Origin of the sequence: Simplicispira suum (assembly GCF_003008595.1) — a bacterium.
GTDB lineage: Bacteria > Pseudomonadota > Gammaproteobacteria > Burkholderiales > Burkholderiaceae_C > Simplicispira > Simplicispira suum.
This window is the reverse complement of sequence record NZ_CP027669.1, coordinates 1,387,049-1,403,602: the sequence shown is the minus strand read 5'-3', so window position 1 is coordinate 1,403,602 and position 16,554 is coordinate 1,387,049. Positions and strand designations below refer to the sequence as shown.

At 65.1% G+C, this 16,554-nt stretch carries 15 protein-coding genes and 1 pseudogene; 11 read left to right on the top strand and 5 right to left on the bottom strand.

Features of this window, described 5'->3' with window-relative positions; translation table 11 throughout:
- Nucleotides 1-11: 11 nt before the first annotated feature.
- The 4 genes from C6571_RS06640 to C6571_RS06625 form a co-directional block, all read right to left on the bottom strand.
- On the bottom strand, nucleotides 12-974 hold the full coding sequence (locus C6571_RS06640) for a Bug family tripartite tricarboxylate transporter substrate binding protein (protein ID WP_106445990.1): 963 nt from the start codon (nucleotides 972-974) through the stop codon (nucleotides 12-14).
- Between the two features lie 208 nt (nucleotides 975-1,182).
- On the bottom strand, nucleotides 1,183-2,127 hold the full coding sequence (locus tag C6571_RS06635; RefSeq protein ID WP_106445989.1) for an enoyl-CoA hydratase/isomerase family protein: 945 nt from the start codon (nucleotides 2,125-2,127) through the stop codon (nucleotides 1,183-1,185).
- A gap of 39 nt (nucleotides 2,128-2,166) precedes the next feature.
- A complete protein-coding gene (locus tag C6571_RS06630; protein WP_170094694.1) occupies nucleotides 2,167-2,991 on the bottom strand; it encodes a tripartite tricarboxylate transporter substrate binding protein in 825 nt (274 codons plus the stop codon).
- Nucleotides 2,992-3,544: 553 nt separating this feature from the next.
- Complete coding sequence (locus tag C6571_RS06625; protein ID WP_170094692.1) at nucleotides 3,545-4,351, bottom strand: TetR/AcrR family transcriptional regulator; 807 nt, start codon at nucleotides 4,349-4,351, stop codon at nucleotides 3,545-3,547.
- Between the two features lie 65 nt (nucleotides 4,352-4,416).
- On the opposite strand from C6571_RS06625, the gene C6571_RS06620 reads away from it, so the two are divergent.
- The 5 genes from C6571_RS06620 to C6571_RS06600 are packed head-to-tail and all read left to right on the top strand — an operon-like array spanning nucleotide 4,417 to nucleotide 9,057.
- Entirely contained in the window at nucleotides 4,417-4,824 is a 408-nt protein-coding gene (locus C6571_RS06620) for a c-type cytochrome (protein ID WP_106445986.1), read from the top strand.
- An 11-nt stretch (nucleotides 4,825-4,835) separates the two neighbouring features.
- Entirely contained in the window at nucleotides 4,836-6,320 is a 1,485-nt protein-coding gene (locus tag C6571_RS06615) for a D-arabinono-1,4-lactone oxidase (RefSeq protein ID WP_106445985.1), read from the top strand.
- Nucleotides 6,317-7,612, top strand: a complete 1,296-nt coding sequence (locus C6571_RS06610) for an alanine racemase (RefSeq protein ID WP_106445984.1) — start codon at nucleotides 6,317-6,319, stop codon at nucleotides 7,610-7,612. Before C6571_RS06615 ends, C6571_RS06610 begins: the two co-directional genes overlap by 4 nt.
- Before the next feature lie 35 nt (nucleotides 7,613-7,647).
- Nucleotides 7,648-8,079, top strand: coding sequence for a DUF2147 domain-containing protein (locus C6571_RS06605; RefSeq protein ID WP_106445983.1), 432 nt, complete (start codon nucleotides 7,648-7,650; stop codon nucleotides 8,077-8,079).
- 42 nt (nucleotides 8,080-8,121) lie between these two features.
- Nucleotides 8,122-9,057, top strand: a complete 936-nt coding sequence (locus tag C6571_RS06600; protein ID WP_106448086.1) for a TorF family putative porin — start codon at nucleotides 8,122-8,124, stop codon at nucleotides 9,055-9,057.
- 10 nt (nucleotides 9,058-9,067) lie between these two features.
- Here the strand turns inward: C6571_RS06600 and recQ are convergent.
- Nucleotides 9,068-10,938, bottom strand: a pseudogene (gene recQ, locus C6571_RS06595) (DNA helicase RecQ).
- A 248-nt stretch (nucleotides 10,939-11,186) separates the two neighbouring features.
- On the opposite strand from recQ, the gene C6571_RS06590 reads away from it, so the two are divergent.
- The 6 genes from C6571_RS06590 to hutH all read left to right on the top strand — a co-directional run bounded on the left by C6571_RS06590 (nucleotide 11,187) and on the right by hutH (nucleotide 16,517).
- Entirely contained in the window at nucleotides 11,187-11,660 is a 474-nt protein-coding gene (locus C6571_RS06590; RefSeq protein ID WP_106445982.1) for a Spy/CpxP family protein refolding chaperone, read from the top strand.
- A 9-nt stretch (nucleotides 11,661-11,669) separates the two neighbouring features.
- Complete coding sequence (locus C6571_RS06585; RefSeq protein WP_106445981.1) at nucleotides 11,670-11,963, top strand: hypothetical protein; 294 nt, start codon at nucleotides 11,670-11,672, stop codon at nucleotides 11,961-11,963.
- An 18-nt stretch (nucleotides 11,964-11,981) separates the two neighbouring features.
- On the top strand, nucleotides 11,982-12,677 hold the full coding sequence (locus tag C6571_RS06580) for a response regulator transcription factor (protein ID WP_106445980.1): 696 nt from the start codon (nucleotides 11,982-11,984) through the stop codon (nucleotides 12,675-12,677).
- Nucleotides 12,674-14,071 (top strand): HAMP domain-containing sensor histidine kinase, encoded by a 1,398-nt coding sequence (locus tag C6571_RS06575; RefSeq protein WP_106445979.1) that lies wholly within the window; start codon nucleotides 12,674-12,676, stop codon nucleotides 14,069-14,071. The genes C6571_RS06580 and C6571_RS06575 overlap by 4 nt, the downstream gene beginning before the upstream one ends.
- A 141-nt stretch (nucleotides 14,072-14,212) precedes the next feature.
- A complete protein-coding gene (gene hutC / locus C6571_RS06570) occupies nucleotides 14,213-14,929 on the top strand; it encodes a histidine utilization repressor (RefSeq protein ID WP_245901510.1) in 717 nt (238 codons plus the stop codon).
- A gap of 55 nt (nucleotides 14,930-14,984) precedes the next feature.
- Nucleotides 14,985-16,517 carry a histidine ammonia-lyase gene (hutH, locus tag C6571_RS06565; RefSeq protein WP_106445977.1) on the top strand — a complete coding sequence of 511 codons (1,533 nt, stop codon included), beginning with the start codon at nucleotides 14,985-14,987 and terminating at the stop codon, nucleotides 16,515-16,517.
- Nucleotides 16,518-16,554 lie beyond the last annotated feature (37 nt).

The following is a 16,554-nucleotide window of genomic DNA, read 5'->3' as shown; positions in this document are numbered from 1 at the left end:
ACCTCAGGACACTAATTAAAAGTGATCGTGCCTGGTTTGACGTTCTTTTTGAATTCGGCAATCTCGCCATCAATACGCTGGCGCATGGCCTGCGAACTTGGATCGGCCACCATGGATGCCAAACCGTTCGCCTCGAGCGCCGAGCGCACCTCGGGCTTGCGAACCGCCTCCGCCAAAGCGGAGGTCAGCCGCTTCTCGACTGCGGGTGCCAAGCCCTTGGGCGCCGCGAAGCCAACCCACGGCTTCGATTCGAGGGGAATGCCCAATTCATGGAGGGACGGCACGTCCGGCAGCTGCGGCCAGCGTTTGAGAGACGTCACGGCAAGAGGTCGCAGCTGGCCGGATTGAAACAAGGGCAGCGAGCCGGTGTCTGCAAAACCGACCTCGACCTGACCACCCATGATGTCCTTGAGTGCGAGCGCCAGGCCGCGGTATGGCACGAAGGCGACGTTGATGCCAGTCAATGTCTTCAGCATCTCGAACGTAATGCGAAAGATGGAGCCGCCGGTGGGCGCAGCAAAGTTCAACTTGCCGGGGCTCGCGCGTGCAGCGCTCAACAGGTCTTGTACGGAGCGTATTTCCGTCTTCGGTCCTGCGACAAGAACCATCGGGGCTTCGTATGCGACGCCGAGCATGGTCATGTCGCTTGCTGAGTAGGTGGCGTTTGTCTCGATGAGCGGGCTGATCCAGGTACTGGCCTGGAGAGCCACTCCGATCGTGTAGCCATCGGGGGTCGAACGAACCATTTGTTCGGTGCCGATAAGCATGCCAGCACCAGGCTTGTTGATCATGACAAGCGGTTGGCCAAGTATCTTGGACATCTCTTCGGTGACGATGCGCACCTTTGCATCGACCGACCCCGGAGGGAAGGGCACGATGACCTGGATCGGCTTGGTCGGCCAGTCCTGCGCTTGCACCAGCGGCGCAAGGCCCAACAACAGCGCCGTACAGACCCATTTCAATTGCGTGAGCATGCTTGTGTCTCCTTCGCGCCGCAAAAAGACGGCTTGGTGCAAATATTGGAACCTGCGGCCCGCATCCGCTAGGCAACTGTGAGCCACCTCCGATTACCACCGGTATGCACGCAGAACGGCCGCCTCGGCCCTTTGACGCCGGAGACGCCAAAAAAAAGCCCGATCCGGTGATCGGTTCGGGCCTTTTTTCAGGGAACGTGCAAGCGCATCACTTCTTCTTGCTGGCCCACTCCGATGTGACCGATTGCAGCCCTTGGTAATTGGGGTCGGACGTCATCCACTCGAGCAACTCGTCGGCGTTGGCCCAGGAGTCATTCAGGTTCGAGTCCTCGGCCGTACGGCATGCCAGTTTGGTCACCTGAACGGCCTCCTGGCGCATGCCGGCGATCTTGGTGGCCATGGCGCGGGCCTCTTCCATCAGCTTCTCCGGTGCGGTAACCCGGTTGGCCAGGCCGATCCGGTACGCTTCCTTGCCGTCGATGAACTCGCCCAGCAGGCACAGCTCCAGGGCCTTGTTGTAGCCGACGCGCCGGGCCAGTCCGGTGGTCACCGAGCCTTTGCCGATGGCGATCTTCAGGTTCTTGACGTGGGAGTCGGTGAATTGCGCTGTCTCGGACGCGATGATGATGTCGCAGGCGAGAGCCATCTCGAGGCCACCTGCGGTGGCGATGCCGTCAACGGCCGCAATGACGATCTTCGGCGACCAGAGCAGGTTCGTGTACTTGGGCGAGATGAGCCGTGGACGCTTGTACCAGAGCCGGCCAGCCGCCGTGTTCGCCTTGAACAGCTTGTCCTCTTTGCGCTGCAACGGGCCGACATGGTCGGGGTAGTCCCAGCGGGGAATGCCCTGGGTGTCGTCCTTGAGGTCACCGCCGGCGCTGAAGCAGGGGCGTCCGTCGGCGCGCGGCCCACCCGTGATGATCATCACCTTGACGGCGTCGTCGGTGAGGACGTCGTGGATGGCCAGATCCATCTCTTCGTTGAGTTTCCGGCTGAAGGCGTTCAGTCGCTCCGGTCGGTTGAACGTGACCACGGCATAGCCGGCTTCGTTCTTCTCGTATTTCAGTGTTTCGAATTCCATACGTGCCTCGCTTGAAATGAATGGGTGGGTGTGCGTTGCCGCACGTTGGGTGGTGAGCCGGTTGCTACCCATGGCCCCGCGTGCTTGTCACATTGAACTGTGCGGCTGCATTTAGTTAAACGTGATCGTGCCTGGTTTGACGTTCTTCTTGAATTCGGCCAACTCGCGATCGATACGCTGTTGCATTGCCTGCGGACTGGGGTCGGTCGCCATGGATGCCACACCATTTGCCTCAATGGCCGCGCGCACCTCGGGCTTTTGCAGTGCCTCCGCCAAAGCAGAGGTCAGTCGCTTCTCGACTGCGGGCGGCAATCCGCGCGGCGCAGCAAAGCCAAGCCATGTTTGTGTTTCGAGGGGAATACCCAACTCATGGAAGGTTGGAACGTCTGGCATTTGTGGCCAACGCTTGAGTGCCGTCACTGCAAGCGGGCGCAATTGGCCTGATTGAAACAAGGGCAGGGAGCTGGTGTCAGCGAAACCGACCTCCACCTGACCACCCATGATGTCCTTGAGTGCGAGCGCCAGGCCGCGGTATGGGACGAAGGTGACATCGATGCCAGTCAATGTCTTCAGCATCTCGAACGTAATGCGAAAGATGGAGCCGCCGGTGGGCGCGGCAAAGTTCAGCTTGCCAGGATGCGCGCGTGCAGCACGCATCAGGTCTTGGACCGAGCGCAGCTCCGACTTCGGTCCAGCGACAAGAACCGCCGGCGCCCCGTATGCGATGCCGAGCATGGTCATGTCGCTGGCCGAGTATTTGGCGCTGGACTCGATGAGCGGGCTGATCCAGGTGCTGGCCTGAACTGCGACCCCGATGGTGTAGCCATCAGGGGCCGAATGAACCATTTGCTCGGTTCCGAGGAGCATGCCAGCACCTGGCTTGTTGATGATGACCAATGGTTGACCCAGTATCTTCGACATCGCTTCGGTGATCACGCGTGCCTTGGCGTCAACCGAACCTGGCGGGAAAGGCACGATGACCTGAATGGGCTTGGTTGGCCAGTCCTGCGCAGAAACAGGGGCTGCGAATGGGAGGGTGAGCGCCAAAGCACACAACCAATGCGAAATCTTCATGATGTCTCCTTGTCTTGCCGGGTTTGTCGAAGTTTCAGACCGTACGGCTCCAACGGGAAGACAACTATGCTCCGCTAGTGATCACCGTGGGTGATGCGCAGTTGCCTCCTCGGCACACGAGTTCCTTGCTTTCTTCAAAGGCCCGCTCTGTGTCCATGCCCAGCGCGGACACGATGCGAACCAGGCGCTATGCGAGCTGATTTCATGGCTGCACTGAATCGTGCTTCGGATGCGGGCGTCCTTCCCGCACCTCCACGCCTGCAGCACTTGAGCGCATCCCCCATTGCGTCGCCATGTCATGAATCACCCCAAATCCCGCAGCGTCACGGGTCAGCACTCGGCAATCGCCGCCACGTGGGTGTCGTGGAAGATCAAATAGGCGGGTAGCCCGTGTTCGCGGGCGACCTCGGCGTGATCACTTGGCCGATAGGGGTGGCCCGACTTCATGCAGCAGGCCGGCGATGAACACCCGAACCATCCGTTCGGCGTGTTCGACCACAGGTAGGCGGTGAAACCATGGATCGTCGCCCGAACTGATACGCAGCGACGTGATGCCGTGCACCATCTCCCAGAACATCTGCGCGGCCATTTCAATGGTGCTCTCGTCAGCCGATAGCACCTCCCCAGCCAGCAAACCTTCAACCAGCGCACGGGCCAGTGCATAGGCGTCTTCGCTTGGGTTGCCGAACTCAATCGACGAATCCTCTACAGCCGATGGCGGGCGGGGTTCCATGAACATCACGCGATAGGACTGTGGATGTGCCAGGCCAAACGCCACGTAGGCCTGGGCCACACGGTGCAGTGCGTCTGCAGGGCTACTGGCCTCATCGACCGCCTGCTTCAGATGGCGCGCGAAGCGCTTGAGGTCGCCATCGACGGCCTGTGCAACCAGTGCAGCCTTGTCGGAGAAAAAGCCATAAACCACCGTGGTGGAGACCCCTACGTCGTCGGCCACGGCGCGCATGGTCACGGCCTGTGCACCCCCTTTGCGCAGCAGACGGCGTGCGGCTGCCAGCAACAACTGGCGACGTGCCTGCTGCTCCTTGTCGCGCAGGCTTGGACGTGGGCGTGCAGTGCGGTCGAGATCGGTAGGCAGCTGCGCGGCCTTGGCTTTCGGTGGTGGTGCGGTGCGGGCCTTGCGGGTGTCGGACTTCATGCTGCCTATTGTGCTCGGCTGCTCGCAGCCGTCCATTGGCTCCCGCGACACGGCGGTATTGTCCATTCGGGGAATCCCCATAAAAAAACAACGTTTTATTTGAGATCATTGTTTTCGAAAGAAACAGTGATATGACGAAAACGCAATCCAGGCCATCGATTTCGCCGCAGAGTATCACTGCCTTTTCGCCATTCTGGTGCGGCGTCACTTTGGCGGCGCTCAGCGCCCTCACCGCCTGCCAGCAGCCTGCTGAGCCTGGTCCGCAAGATGAGGCCCGTGCTGAGCAGCTGCGGCCCCAATCGGCCGCGTTGGCTGAAAAGTACGAGCGCTCATGCATGGTCTGCCATAGCCGGATTGCCGCCAATGCACCGCTCACCGGCTTTGCACCCGCCTGGAAAGCACGCCTGGAGAAGGGCATGGAGACCCTGGTGCGAAACGCGCAGCAAGGACTGGGCAGCATGCCGCCGGGCGGGCAATGCGCCGATTGCACGACAGAAGAGCTGCGCGCGCTGGTGGTTTTTATGGCCCACGACCACTGAAACAAACGAATATGCCATTGCACAAACCACCCCGCACTGCTGCCGCGCCCCGTTTGCTTGGCAGCGCAGCTCGCCGGTCCTTGTTGCGTGCCAGCACCGGCGTTGCGCTGGGTGCCGCGTTGGCCCCGGCGGTCCGTGCGGCCGCGCCAGTGGCCGCCACCGGACCGACAACCATCCCATCGTCCCCTGGCAGTGCGCCAGCCGCTGGCGGCGCCCCGGCGCGCTGGCAGAACTGGTCGGGCATTCAGCAATGCCAGCCCAAGCGCTTTCTGGTGCCCCGCGACGAGGCTGCGCTGGCCCAGGCGCTGCGCGATGCACCGACCGGCCCGGTGCGGTGCGTGGGCGCCGGACATTCGTTTACGGCCCTGGTGCCCACGGACCAATGGCTGGTGTCGCTGGACCAGCTCTCCGGGGTGGGCGAGATGGCGCCGGGCAAGGACACGGTGCTGGTGCAGGGCGGCACGCGCCTGGCCACGGCCTCGCGCCTGCTGGATGCGGCGGGCCTTGCGCTGCGCAACCTGCCGGATGTCGATGTGCAAAGCTACGCCGGTGCCATCAGCACCGCGACCCACGGCACCGGCATGCAACTGCCGGCCCTGCATGCCGATGTGGTGGGCCTGCGCCTGGTGACGGCGCGCGGCGAGGTCATCGAATGCAATGCGCAGCAGCGCCCCGATCTGCTGGCCGCAGCGCGTGTGTCGCTGGGGAGCCTGGGCGTCATCACGCAAGCGCGGGTGCGGGTGGTTCCGGCCTACAGCCTGCACCGCCGCGTGTGGCTGGAGCCTGCGATGCAGCTCCTGGAGCGGGCCCCGGAACTTGCCCGCAAGCACCGCAACTTCGAGTTCTATTACCTGCCCTTTACCGGTTACGCCGCGGGCATTGCGCACGACATTGACACCAGCGGCCAGGTGCTCATGCCGCACGCCGCCGACGAAGACGTGCTGCGCGACCTGCGCCGCCTGCGCGATTGGCTCGGGTACTTCCCGAGCTTACGGCGCAAGGTGGCGGGCTGGGCCATCGATTCTGAGCAGAAGGAAGAAGCCAAGAACCGTGCCTGGCGCCTGCTGGCCACCCAGCGGCCGACGCGCTTCAACGAAACCGAGTACCACGTACCGCAAGAAGCGGGTGTTGCCTGCGCCAAGGAAGTGATCGCCGCGCTGGAGAAGCGCAACGACGTGTACTTCCCGATGGAGTTCCGCTTTGTCGCCGCCGACGAGGCGGCGTGGCTCAGCCCGTTCTACCAGCGCGCGAGTTGTTCGATTGCCGTGCACGCGGCGGTGGGCGAACCGTACGACTACTTGACGTCCGAGATCGGGCCGATCTTTCGCAAATACCAGGGCCGCCCGCACTGGGGCAAGTTGCACGACCTGGGTGCGGCGCAACTGGTCGCGCTGTACCCGCGCTGGGGCGATTTTCTTGCCCTGCGGCGCGAGCTGGATCCGCAAGGCCGCTTCTTGAACGCCCACCTGCGCAAACTGTTTGGAGAGACTGCATGAAAACATCCCGTCGCCGCTTGTTGCTGGCCGGTACCGGCGCGGCCGCCCTCGCCGCATTGGCCCTGCGTCCAGGCGAGACCGGTGCGCCGCACGGGCCCTACTTTTCCGAGCTGGCGCGTGCCCTGCGGGCGTCCGATGCCGCCACCGACGCGACCACGCCGGTGATGGTGATCGACCGCGACCGGGTGCAAGCCAATCTCCGCAAGGTCATGGCACTCAAAAGTCCGGCCGTCGCGCTGCGCGTGGTCGCCAAGTCGCTGCCGTGCTTTGCGCTGCTCGATTTGATCGCCCAGCAAACGCAAAGCACGCGCCAGATGGTGTTCAACCTGCCGTATCTGCAGCTGCAAACTGCCGAGCGACCCCAGTTTGACCTGTTGCTGGGCAAGCCCATGCCGACGGGCGTGGCGCAGGTCTTCTACCAAAAGTTTCGGGGCGGTGCGTTTGACCCCAGCCGCCAGTTGCAGTGGCTGGTGGACACGCCCGAGCGGCTCATCCAATACCAGCAACTGGCCCGCGCGCTGGGCCACAAGCTGCGCGTCAACCTGGAGATCGATGTGGGCTTGCATCGCGGCGGATTCGCTGACGCGCAAGCGCTCGAAAAGGCCCTGTCCATTGTGAAATCAGAGCCCTTGCTGGAGTTCTCGGGAATGATGGGATACGACCCGCATGTCACGGAAATCCCCGATCTGCCGGGCGCACGCTCCGCCGCTGCGGCGCACGCCCGAAAGGTGTACGACAGCTACAAGGCCCAGGCCCTGGCGGCCTTGCCCGCCGCGCGTGAACAGGCCGCCGCGCTGACCTGGAACGCCGCCGGGTCGCCCACCTTCCACATGTACGACGGCCAGGGTGCAGCCAACGAGGTCAGCGTGGGCTCGGCCTTCGTCAAGCCGGCCGAATTCGATCTGCCGCATCTGGATGCCTGTGAGCCCGCCTGCTTCATCGCCACGCCGGTGCTCAAGAGCGGCGCCTTCCAGCTGCCCACGGGCGTCGAGTGGATCGGCAGCGCCGCCCAGTGGTGGGACCGCAACCAGCGCCACGGCGTGTTCCTGTATGGCGGCCAGTGGCGCGCCGACGCGGTCTCGCCTGCGGGGCTTGCAACCAGTGGTCTTTATGGTCTCTCGCCCAACCAGCAGGTCATGGTGGGCTCGGGCCGCCAGGCGCTGGTGCCTGGCGATACCGTGTTCTTTCGCCCGCAAAAGAGCGAAGCACTGCTGCAGCAGTTCGGCGCCATCGTCGTGGTGTCGGGCGGCCAGGTGGTGGACCACTGGCCCGTGTTCCCCCCTGCGCCCTGAGCCTTGCGCCTTTCACCCCACCCCAGGAGACCTTGATGCCGCGCCATGCCCTTTCCCTATCTACCCTGCTTACCCTGCTATTGGCCGCTGTGCCAGCCTACAGCGCCAGCCCGCAAGACGCCCAGGGCCTGTGGCTGAGTGCCGACAAGGCGGCGGTGATCGAGTTCAAGCCCTGCGCCGATGCCCCTGCGGCGCTGTGCGGCCAGATCGTGTGGGACAAGGACGCCGGTACCCCCGAAGACACCTGTGGCGTGCGCATCGCCAAGCTGCAAACGTTTGACGGCGAGGCCTGGCGCCAGGGCTGGGTGCACGACCCGCGCGACAAGAAAAACTACAGGGGCGCCATCCGCGTCAAGCATGACGGCAAGGTGCTCGCCGTGCGTGCCTACATCGGCACCGAGATGCTGGGCGAGACCGAAGAAATGACCCGCACCGACACCGTGCCAAGCGGCTGCAAAGCGCACTGATCCACACCACAAAAAACCAAATCCATCTGAGGAGACACCCCTATGTTCCGTTCACGTCCCATGGCATCCGCCACCCGTACCACGCTGGCCATTGGCGCCCTTTGCGCCAGTATGTCGGGTGCAGCCTTCGCCCAGCGTGCGTCTGCCCCCGCGGCGGATGAACCCGAAATCCAGTCGTATGCCATCGACACGGAGGTCAAGCTCTCCAGCGACCGCAAGACACGCGGCGTGTCCGACACCTTCAACCGCCCTGGCGCCGAGTTGACGGTGGATGCCGTGCACGAGTCCGGTCTGCTCGCCCACTTCCAGCTGGCATCCGTCAGCAAGGTGACTTTCCCCAACAGCAACCGGCTCAACCCCACACTGGCACTCGGTTGGCGCGGCGGCAACCCCGAAGGCCTGCACTACGGCGCCGCCGTGGCGCGAGAATGGTTTCCCCGCGCCCGTGTCGAGGCCCCCACGGGGTTCGATGAGCAGATGAACCCGCTGGGTATGGCCACCACCAACTTCAACACCAGCTACCTGCTGGGCGAATTGGGCTACGGCATCTTCACCGCGCGCTACCTGTACGTGGCCAGCAAGGACTTTCGGGGCCTCAACACCTCTACCGTGTGCGCCGGTTACCTGCCCGCAATGATGGCCGGGGGCGACCCCGGCGCGGCGATGAACTGCTATGGCGCAGGGTTCAAGCACTCGCGCGGCACGCAGTTGCTGGACTTTGATGTGGCCTACCCCCTCAACGGCACGACCAAGCTCATCGGCCACCTGGGTTGGCAGTTTGTGCGCAACTTCAGCGCCATGAACACCGTGGACTACCGGCTGGGCATCGAGCACACGCGCTGGGGCTTTGTCTTTGGCGCCGAAATCGCCGGTGCCAAAGCGCGTGAGCGTGAGCTCTTTGTGGCAACAGATGGCAACGGGGTTTCGCGCCGCCTTGACCGCACGGCCGTCATCTTGAGTGTTGCCAAGCGCTTCTGACCGGGGGGCTTCAGGCCGTGGTGCCACACACCCGCAGCACATCCCCCCATACGCCTCCAGCTTCTTCGCTCCCATGCCGCTGATCCCCTGCAAATCGTCAAGCGTCGTCGGGCAGCGCTCGGCAATGGCTGCAAGCGTGGCGTCGTGGAAGATCACATAGGCGGGCAGGCCGTGCTCCTTTGCCACTTCAGCGCGCCAGGCCTTGAGGTTGATAAAGCGCACCTGGGCCGCCTGGTCCAGCGCAGCGGCGGCCGGCGGCAAGGTACCTGCCGGGCTGCGGCGGCGTTTGCGTTCGCGTGGGGCGGCGGCCACGGTCTCGCGCAGGCGCACCGGCACTTCGCCGCGCAGCACCGAGCGCGAGGCGTCGGTGAGCGCCAGGGTGTCAAAGCTGTGGCCGTTGTCCAGGTGCACCTTCTCCAGTCCCACCGCGCCAGTAGCGACGAGCTGGCGCAGCACGCCGCGCAGTTGCTGCTCTGACAGGTCGGCGCCCAAGCCAAAGGTGCTGAGCTTTTCGTGGCCAAACTGGGCCACTTTGTCGGTGGCTCTGCCGCGCAGCACGTCCATCAAGTGGCCGGCGCCAAAGCCAATGTGGCTGGCCTGCTGCACGCGGTAGATGGTCGATAGCAGCTTGCGGGCCGCGTCGGTCGCGTCCCACACTGCAGGCGGAGAAATGCAGTTGTCGCAATTTCCGCACGGTTCCGACGCTTCATCAAAGTACGCCAGCAGCCGCACGCGCCGACAGTCGGTGGCTTCGGCCAGAGCCAGCAGGGCGTCGAGCTTGCCGCGCAGTGCGGCCTTGAATTCGGCACCCGCCGGGCTTTCGTCGATCATGCGGCGCTGGTTCACGACGTCGGCCAGACCGTAGGCCATCCACGCATCGGCGGGCAGGCCGTCGCGGCCGGCGCGGCCGGTTTCCTGGTAGTAGCCCTCGATGTTCTTGGGCATGTCCACGTGCGCCACAAAGCGCACGTCGGGTTTGTCGATGCCCATGCCAAAGGCAATGGTGGCGACCATGACGATGCCCTCTTCGCGCAGAAAGCGGTCCTGGTGTTTCTTGCGCACCGCGCCGTCCAGCCCGGCGTGGTAGGGCAGGGCGTTGACGCCCGCGCTTGCCAGCGTGGCGGCCAGCTCGTCCACGCGTTTGCGGGACTGGCAATAGACGACACCCGCTTCGCCCGCGTGCTCGCGCTCAATGAAGCGCAGCAACTGCGTGGTCACATCCTTCTTTTCCTCGATGCGGTAACGGATGTTGGGCCGGTCAAAGCTGCTGATAAAAAGGCGCGCCTCTTGCAGCTGCAGGCGCTCGACGATGTCCTCGCGTGTGAGCGCATCGGCGGTGGCGGTGAGCGCAATGCGCGGCACGCCGGGAAAGCGCTCGTGCAGCACGGTCAGCGCGCGGTACTCGGGGCGAAAGTCGTGGCCCCACTGGCTCACGCAGTGCGCCTCATCGATGGCGAACAGGCTCAGCTTGCCTTGGTTGTACAAGTCGTCCAGCAAGCCCAGAAAACGCGGCGTGTTGAGCCGCTCGGGCGCGGCGTACAGCAGGGTGATGCCGCCGGTCTGCAGGCGCAGTTCCACGTCTTGCGCCTCGTCGTAGCCCAGGCTGGAGTTGAGGAAGGCGGCATCGACCCCGGCCTCGTGCAGCGCGCCGACCTGGTCGTGCATCAGCGCAATCAGCGGCGAGACGACGATGGCCACGCCGCGGCCCTGCTGCTGGCGCACGATGGCCGGCACCTGGTAGCACAGGCTTTTGCCTCCGCCGGTCGGCATGAGAACCAGCGCGTCGCCGCCCGCCACCACATGCGCCACGATGGCCTCTTGCGGGCCACGAAAGGCTTCGTAGCCAAAGACTTCTTTCAATACGAAATGCGCGGCAGACAAAAGGTTTGCTCTTTGATTGATAGCTGATAACGCTTATGGGGTAAGCGCTAAAGGCCGATTTAACGAAAAAATCACAGTACAGGCTCCGAGGGGTAAGGCCCCATGGCGCCCTTGATTATCGACAGGCGGGCTGGACGAGGTCACTGGATACAAAGCGAAATAAACCGAAACCGCCCCGAGATGACGCGCGGGTGTCCGCCGCGCACCATAGGGTTTCGTTTTACACCCTTGTTGAAGAGGACACTCCCATGAAACCCTGGATCAAAAGAACCCTGTTTGGCATGCTTGGCGCGTCGCTGCTGGTGGGCAGCCTGTCGGCCTGCTCCAGCGGCCACGGCTGGCGCCATGGCCAGATGGACGAGCAAAACATCACCGAGATGCGCGGCAAGATGCTCGAGCGCGTGGGCAGCAAGCTGGAACTCGACACGGCACAAAAGCAAAAGCTCGAACGCTTGGCCGACACGCTGCAGGCCCAGCGCAAGGCCTTCTTGGGCGACGCCGCCCGGCCGCGCGAGGCACTGCAAGCCCTGGTCGCAGGCCCGCAATTTGACCGGGTTGCGGCGCAGGCGCTGGTGGATGCCAAGGTGCGCGCGGTGCAGACCGGCAGCCCCGAGGTGATTGCCGCCATGGGCGACTTCTACGACAGCCTGAAGCCCGAGCAGCAATCCCAGGTGCGCGAGATGATGACCAAGCGCCGCGGCTGGATGCGCCATCGGGGCTGAGGCCACGCCATGCCTGGCCACCACACCAGCCTGCAGCGCCTGACGCAGGGCCTGCGCGAAGTCGGACCCGCCTTGTTCCACGGGGTGCCGCAGCCGCACGAGGAACTGCTGGCCCTCGTCTGGGGCCCGCGCTTTGACCGCGAGCATGCGCTGGGGTTGGCTGCGCACCAGCCCGAGCAGGCGGCGCGCACGCTGCCCGCCCTGCTTTCGGCGGCCGACTACTTTGACACGATGGCAGCGGAGGGACAGCGGCGCCTGCGCAGGCTGATCCTGCGGCACGGCCGATTGGCCAAGCAGGCTTGAGGCGAGAATTCCCGCACCATGCACCGCATCCTGCTCATCGACGATGACGAACAGCTAGGGCCCCCGCTGACCACTTACTTCCAGCGCTTCGAGCTGGAACTGGTGCAGGCGCTGCGCCCCAGCGAGGGCCTGTCCCGGTTGGCCCAGGGCGGCTTTGACGCCGCCATCCTCGACGTGATGCTGCCAGAGATGGACGGCTTCGAGCTGTGCCGCAGCATCCGGCGCACCAGCGACATTCCCCTCATCATGCTCACCGCCCGTGGCGAGGTGATGGACCGCGTGGTGGGGCTGGAACTGGGTGCCGACGACTACTTGCCCAAGCCCTTTGAGCCGCGCGAACTCGTTGCCCGCCTGCAGACTGTGCTGCGCCGCATGAAGACGACACCGCCAGCCGAGCCGCCGGGTTCACCCGACGTGCTGGAGTTCGAGGGCCTGCGCATCGACCCAGCGCGCCGCAGTGTGCAGTGCCTGGGCCAGGAGGTGGAACTCACCGGCACCGAATTCGACCTGCTGCACCTGCTGGCGCGAGAAGCCGGGCGCGTGCTGAGCCGCGACGACATCCTCAACGACCTGCGTGGCCACGAGGCCGAGCTCTACACCCGAGCGGTAGACATCGTCGTCAGCCGTCTGCGCAAGAAGCTCGAGCCGCTGGATGCCATCAAAACCCTGCGCAACGCCGGCTACACGCTGGCTCTGCGCCGAGTCGTCGCATGAGGAGGACGTCGAAGGGCCGGCATGCAGCCCAGGCACCCTGGCACCGCCGCGCGCGCCAGGCCGTGCACCGCTCGCTGCGGCTGCGCCTGGTTCTGGTGTTTGTGCTGCTGGCGCTGGCCATGGCCGTCACATTTATCGGCGGCGTGCAAAAGGCGGTGTCTGTGGGCTGGCGTGAGGCGGCCCGCCCGCTACTGGTCGACTATGTGGACCATCTGGCGCGCGAGGTGGGCAGCCCGCCCAGCATAGCGCGCGCCCAGGCCATCACCACGCGGCTGCCGATCACGCTGCGCATCTCCGGGCCCACGGTGAATTGGGATTCACAGCCGGATGCACCCCGCCCCGGCTGGGCACGCGACTCCGGATGGCACCATGGCGCGGGCGGGGAGGGGGTCGAAAACCTGTTGCTGCGCACCACCGCCGATGGCCACCGCCTGGAGTTCGGCCTGAACATGCAGACTTGGCAACAGCGCCCGCGCATCGCCTGGATCACGCTCGGCGTCCTGCTGTTGCTCACGGCGCTGGCCTATCTGTATGTGCGCCGACTGCTGCGCCCGCTGGACGATATCCGCGCCGGTGCCGAGCGCTTTGGCGCGGGCGCGTTCGACGAGCCCATACCCGTGCGCTGTGCCCACAAACCGGACGAGCTGGGGCAACTGGCCGCCACCATCAACACCATGGGCGGCGATATCCGCCAGATGCTCGACGCCAAGCGCGCCCTGCTGCTGGCCATGAGCCACGAGCTGCGCAGCCCGCTGACGCGCGCCCGCCTGAACGCCGAACTGCTGCCCGAAACCCCCGCCGTGGACCCGCAGCGCCAGGCCCTGCTGCGCGACCTGGGCGAAATGGCGCGCCTCATCACCGACCTGCTGGAAAGCGAGCGCCTGGCCGGCAGCCACGCCGCCCTGCACCGCGAAAGCGTGGACCTGGTCGCTCTGGCGCGCGAAGTGGTGGCCGAGCTGGGCAACCGCCACGCGGGCGCTGCGGCCATTGCCATCCACGCGCCTCCGGGCCTTGCCCCAGTTGCACTTGATCGCGCGCGCATGCGCTTGCTGCTGCGCAACCTCTTGGACAACGCCTTGCGCCACAACCACCCCTTCGGCCAGACCTCCGGCAATGCCGCCGCCGCGCCGCCCGAACTGCGCCTGCAACTGCACGGCGACGAACTAGGAATTGAAGTGCGCGACTACGGCCCGGGCGTTCCGCCCGAGCACCTGGCGCAGCTGGCGCAGGCCTTTTACCGCCCCGACAGCGCCCGCCAGCGCGCCACGGGTGGCGTGGGACTGGGCCTGTACCTGTGCCGCCTGGTGGCGCAGGCGCATGGCGGGCGCTTGGAGCTGCGCAATGCCGAGCCGGGGCTGGAAGTGCGGGTGGTGCTGCCGGTGCAGGCCCGGTAAACCAAGGCCAGGGGTTGACCCGCGTGGCGAAATTCGGTTAACCTGTATATACAAGTACAGCAACCCATGAACAACGCTACCAAGCCCCGCACCGCGAGGACACCCCGCCATCCGGCCCAGACCCCGGTGGTCGTGCCTGCCATGGCCTTGTACCAGCAGGTCAAGGACTTCATTTCCCGCAAGATCCAGGAAGGCACCTGGCGCGCAGGCGACCGCCTGCCATCTGAACACGAGCTGGTAGCGCAATTCGGCATTTCGCGCATGACCGTCAACCGTGCGCTGCGCGAGCTGATGGAGCAAGGCCGCATCGTGCGCGTGGCGGGCGTTGGCAGCTTTGTGGCCGAAGACAAGCCCCAGTCCACACTGCTGCAAATTGCCAACCTGGCGAGCGAGATTCGCCAGCGCGGGCACGACTACCGCTGCGACATGCTGTCGGTAGAGCGGGTCTCCGCCACGCTGGAGGTGGCCGCTGCGCTCGACCTGCGCATGGGAGCCTCGGTATTCCACTCGCTGTGCCTGCACCGCGAAAACGGTGTCCCGGTCCAATTGGAAGACCGCTACGTCAGCCCGCAGCAGGCACCGGAGTTCATTGCGCAAGACTTTTCGCATATTCCGCCTTCGGAGTACTTGATCCGCAACGCCCCCTTCGACCAGGTGGAGCATGTGGTGGATGCCGTGCTGCCAACACCAGAGCAAGCGGCATGGCTGGAAATGCCCGCCACCGAACCGTGCCTGCAACTCACGCGGCGCACGTGGTCGCGCACTGTGCCCGTCACGTTGGTGCGCTGCCTGCACCCGGCCACGCGCTACCGCTTGGGCAGCCGCTTTCGCACCGATGGCAACACGGTGATCGGTTGATCCAAATCGCCGTCATCGCTCTTTCGTATCTACTTGTATAGACAGGAAAAACAGCATGCATACCACCACCCTCACCCTGCATCCCGGAAAGGTCACGCTGGCCGATCTGCGCCGCATCCATGCCGCGCCTGTGGCATTGAGCCTCGACCCCGCAGCGCGCGCAGGCATGCAGGCCTCGCAAGCCACGGTGCAGCGCATCGTCGATGAAGACCAGGTGGTCTACGGCATCAACACCGGCTTCGGCAAGCTGGCGAGCACCAAGATTGCCCACGAGCGCCTGGCCGAGCTGCAGCGCAACCTGGTGCTCTCGCACAGCGTGGGCACGGGTGAGGCGCTGCCCGACGGCGTGGTGCGCCTGGTGCTGGCCACCAAGGCCGTGAGCCTGGCGCGGGGGCACTCGGGCATCCGCCCCGAAATTGCCGAGGCCCTGCTGGCGCTGGCCAACGCCAACGTGCTGCCCGTGATCCCCGCCAAGGGCTCGGTGGGTGCCTCGGGCGACCTGGCGCCATTGGCACACATGGCCTGTGTGCTGATTGGCGAAGGCCAGGCCAAGGTCAATGAAAAGATCGTCTCCGGCAAGGAAGCCATGGCGTCCGTGGGCCTGGTGCCCTTCGTTCTCGGCCCCAAGGAAGGGCTGGCGCTGCTCAATGGCACGCAGGTGTCCACTGCGCTGGCGCTTGCGGGCCTGTTTGGCGCGGAAGATGTGTTTGCCGCCGCGCTGGTGGCGGGCTGCCTGTCGCTTGAAGCCATCAAGGGCTCGGTGAAACCGTTCGACGCGCGCATTCACGAAGCGCGCGGCCAGGTGGGGCAGATCGCGGTGGCTGCGGCCGTGCGCGCGTTGCTCGACGGCAGTGCCATCGACCCCTCGCACCCGCACTGCGGCCGCGTGCAGGACCCGTATTCCATCCGCTGCGTGCCGCAGGTGATGGGCGCGTGCCTGGACAACCTGCAGCACGCCGCGCGCGTCCTCGCCATCGAGGCGAATGCGGCGTCCGACAACCCCTTGGTCTTCGACAACGGAGACGTGATCTCCGGCGGCAACTTCCACGCCGAGCCGGTCGCCTTTGTGGCCGACATCATTGCGCTGGCCGTGGCCGAGATCGGCGCCATCTCCGAGCGGCGCCTGTCCCTGCTACTCGATCCCGGCCTCTCGGGCCTGCCCGCCTTCCTGATCAGCGACAGCGGCGTCAACTCGGGTTTCATGATTGCGCAGGTCACCGCCGCTGCCCTGGCCGCCGAGAACCAGTGCCTGGCCAACCCCAGCAGCGTGACCAGTCTGCCCACGTCCGCCAACCAGGAAGACCATGTGTCCATGGCCACCTACGGCGCGCGGCGCCTGGGCGACATGGTGCGCAATGCAGCGGTGATGGTCGGCATCGAAGCCATGGCCGCAGCGCAGGGCATGGAGTTTGACCGCTCCCTCAAGAGTTCACCGCTCATCGAGGCCCAGTTCGCCGCCATCCGCCAGCGTGTGGCCTACCTGGAGCAGGACCGTTTCCTCGCACCCGACATCGAGTCCATGCGCGAATGGGCGCAGCAGTCCACGTGGCCTGCGCCGCTTTTGCATTGCCTGCCCAGCCACGCCTGAGCCCGCCTTATTCCAGTCCACGCATTTTCAGGAGCCT